Origin of the sequence: Nostoc cf. edaphicum LEGE 07299, assembly GCF_015207245.1 — a bacterium.
GTDB lineage: Bacteria > Cyanobacteriota > Cyanobacteriia > Cyanobacteriales > Nostocaceae > Nostoc > Nostoc edaphicum_B.
Genome location: NZ_JADEXF010000955.1, coordinates 1 through 2,707 on the forward strand (window position 1 = coordinate 1; position 2,707 = coordinate 2,707).

The window sequence follows — 2,707 nt, forward strand, 5'->3', positions numbered from 1 at the left end:
ACTTCAGAAGTGTTAATTATTCATCAGATAAGACAAGCTCATGGGTTATTATACCGCTCCCCGCTTTCTGGACAAACTGGCTAGTGTTGTCTCCAGCCCAAAGGAATTTGTAGAAATGTTGAAACGAATTGTATTAATTTTGCTATTGGTGTTGAGCTTCAGTCTGAGTAATTCTGATGTAGCGGTTGCATCTGGACTCAAAAGCTTTGTAGACAGTAGTGATGGCTATCAGTTTTTATATCCTAACGGCTGGCTGCCAGTTAAAGTTGCCGACGGGCCAGATGTGGTTTTCCACGATTTGATTGAAGTGTCTGAAAATGTTTCGGTTGTGATTAGCCCAGTTCCTGAAGGCAAAACTTTGTCAGAATTGGGAACCCCAACAGAAGTAGGATACAAATTAGGAAAAGCGGCTCTCGCGCCTCCTGATTCTGGTCGTTCGGCTGAATTAGTCAATGCCGCCCAGCGAGAAGTAGATGGTAAAACATACTACCTTTTAGAGTATGAGGTTAAACTCCCCAATCAACAGCAACGACACAACATTGCCAGTGTCGCTGTGAGCCGTGGTAAACTTTTTACCTTCAACGCCTCAATTCCTGAAAAACGCTGGCAGAAAGTTAAACGGATGATAGATGAGGTTGTCAATTCTTTTTCTGTTTATTAATTGGGGAGACATCAATTAAAAATTAAAAAAAGACTGCGGGAAAAGGGGAACAAGGGAAATAAGCAATGCCCAGTACCCCATCCCCAATTACCAAGTTGGTCAGATAATGAAAATTCCACCTTTTGTACTTGCTTCAGCTTCCCCAGCCAGACGCCGCTTGCTGCAAACTGTTGGTATTGAACCGATAGTTCGACCTAGTGACTTTGATGAGTCGCAAATTCAACTAAGTGAACCAGCAGAATTGGTCAAAACTCTTGCCCAGTATAAAGCGGAAACTGTAGCCCCACAGTTTGAATCAGCTTTGATTATAGGTTGTGATTCAGTTTTGTCCATCAATGGTGAAATTTACGGCAAACCAGCAGACTTTTCTGAAGCGATCGCACGTTGGCAGATAATGCAAGGTAACTTTGGCGACTTGTACACAGGTCATGCCTTAATTGACCATCAGCAAAACTGTACTTTAGTCAAGTCTCAAGTTACAAGAGTTTACTTTGCTCAAATGAGCGAGAAGGCAATTAAAGCTTATGTTGCCACCGGTGAACCGCTCAAGTGTGCTGGTGCTTTTGCCATTGAAGGTTTTGGAAGTTTCTTCGTGGAAAAAATCGAAGGCTGTCACAGCAATGTAATTGGACTTAGTTTACCCCTGCTGCGGCAGATGCTAAGTGAATTGGGATACGATGTCACTGATTTCTGGCAGCAATAGTCATTTGTCTAAAGTTATTAACCAATGACAAATGACAAATGACAAATGACTAATAACTAAATTCCCTGATATTGAGTATTGCTTCGCCATGATCTGGAATCCAAGCTAGCCACTCATCTGCTGAAACCGGACACAATAAAAGTGCTTCGTCAAAACTAAAGGGGTTGGGAAGTTGCAAAAGCTTTACCCAAGTAGAAGCTTTGAACCTCTGTAAGCCTTCCAGATTATTGTGCCTTCTTGTTTGCATAGCAAAATCCGGTCTACGAGAATCTAGTTTCATAGCTTTCTATTAGCCTTCACAAATGGACTAATCTAAAAATATTTCTGTAACCTAGACTACAAAATAAAGAATCCTTGTGAAAAGTATCTGTCTTATAAATTTACGTTGGCTGGGTGTAAGTGTTTGCTTATATTGCAGACCACAACAGGTATGGCACGACAAGTTGTAGACTGGCCACTAGATCGCATTCCCAACTAGAATATGTCATTTACTTCTATGCCCTCGCTGCGCGAGCAACAACATCCCCTAATTCGTCAGCTAGCTGATTGTATTGAGGCAGCTTGGCATCAGCACCTGGATTTATCCCCTTACCATTTGCCTAATGAGTTGGGGTATGTGGAAGGTAGACTAGAAGGCGAAAAACTGATAATTGAAAACCGTTGCTATCAAACGCCCCAGTTTCGGAAAATGCACTTGGAACTGGCAAAAATCGGCAATATGCTGGATATTTTGCATTGCGTCATGTTTCCCCGTCCAGAATACAACCTGCCGATGTTTGGTTGCGATTTAGTTGGGGGTAGAGGTCAAATTAGTGCGGCGATCGCAGACCTTTCTCCTATCCAAGTAGAACGCACCTTACCAGAATCTTATACTTCGGCACTGACACAGCTAACAGTGCTTAACTTTTCCCAACCCCGTGAATTACCAGAATGGGGAAACATTTTTTCAGATTTTTGTATTTTTGTACGCCCCAGTTCCCCTGAAGAAGAAACAATGTTTCTGTCGCGCGTGCGAGAATTTTTAGATATTCATTGCATCCAAGCGATCGCCTCGCATCCTGTTTCAGTTGAACAAGTCAGCCAAAATCTCGCCGGACAACACAACTACTGCACCAAACAGCAGCAAAACGATAAAACGCGTCGCGTACTTGAAAAAGCCTTTGGCCCAGCTTGGGCAGAAAATTACATGACCACAGTTTTATTCGACCTCCCAACTTAATCATCTCCTCCATCACCCCGATCTCCCCCATCTGTAGGCTCTGCTACGTTTTCAGCTAATGGATAAATGTAGAATTCATTCAACGAGAGTTTTATGGAGTTCCAAAACAGAACAGGGAGAATAG

General features: G+C 42.7%; 4 protein-coding genes. 3 read left to right on the top strand and 1 reads right to left on the bottom strand.

Translation table 11 applies throughout. From position 1 onward, the window contains the following. The first annotated feature begins 115 nt into the window (after positions 1 to 115). On the top strand, positions 116 to 661 hold the full coding sequence (gene psbP / locus IQ229_RS23065; protein ID WP_194047757.1) for a photosystem II reaction center PsbP: 546 nt from the start codon (positions 116 to 118) through the stop codon (positions 659 to 661). 106 nt (positions 662 to 767) lie between these two features. Beyond that, entirely contained in the window at positions 768 to 1,364 is a 597-nt protein-coding gene (locus IQ229_RS23070; protein ID WP_194047750.1) for a Maf family protein, read from the top strand. A 49-nt stretch (positions 1,365 to 1,413) separates the two neighbouring features. On the opposite strand, the gene IQ229_RS23075 is transcribed toward IQ229_RS23070, so the two are convergent. Beyond that, complete coding sequence (locus IQ229_RS23075; protein ID WP_194047752.1) at positions 1,414 to 1,644, bottom strand: hypothetical protein; 231 nt, start codon at positions 1,642 to 1,644, stop codon at positions 1,414 to 1,416. Between the two features lie 201 nt (positions 1,645 to 1,845). Here IQ229_RS23075 and IQ229_RS23080 point away from each other — a divergent pair, with 201 nt between their 5' ends. Then, positions 1,846 to 2,583, top strand: a complete 738-nt coding sequence (locus tag IQ229_RS23080) for a phycocyanobilin:ferredoxin oxidoreductase (protein ID WP_194047755.1) — start codon at positions 1,846 to 1,848, stop codon at positions 2,581 to 2,583. Positions 2,584 to 2,707: the final 124 nt, after the last annotated feature.

What these genes read in the sequence shown, in the direction of transcription:
- psbP (WP_194047757.1), top strand. Translation starts at nt 116, where the DNA reads ATGTTGAAACGAATTGTATTAATTTTGCTATTGGTGTTGAGCTTCAGT.
- IQ229_RS23070 (WP_194047750.1), top strand. Translation starts at nt 768, where the DNA reads ATGAAAATTCCACCTTTTGTACTTGCTTCAGCTTCCCCAGCCAGACGC.
- IQ229_RS23075 (WP_194047752.1), bottom strand. Translation starts at nt 1,644, where the DNA reads ATGAAACTAGATTCTCGTAGACCGGATTTTGCTATGCAAACAAGAAGG.
- IQ229_RS23080 (WP_194047755.1), top strand. Translation starts at nt 1,846, where the DNA reads ATGTCATTTACTTCTATGCCCTCGCTGCGCGAGCAACAACATCCCCTA.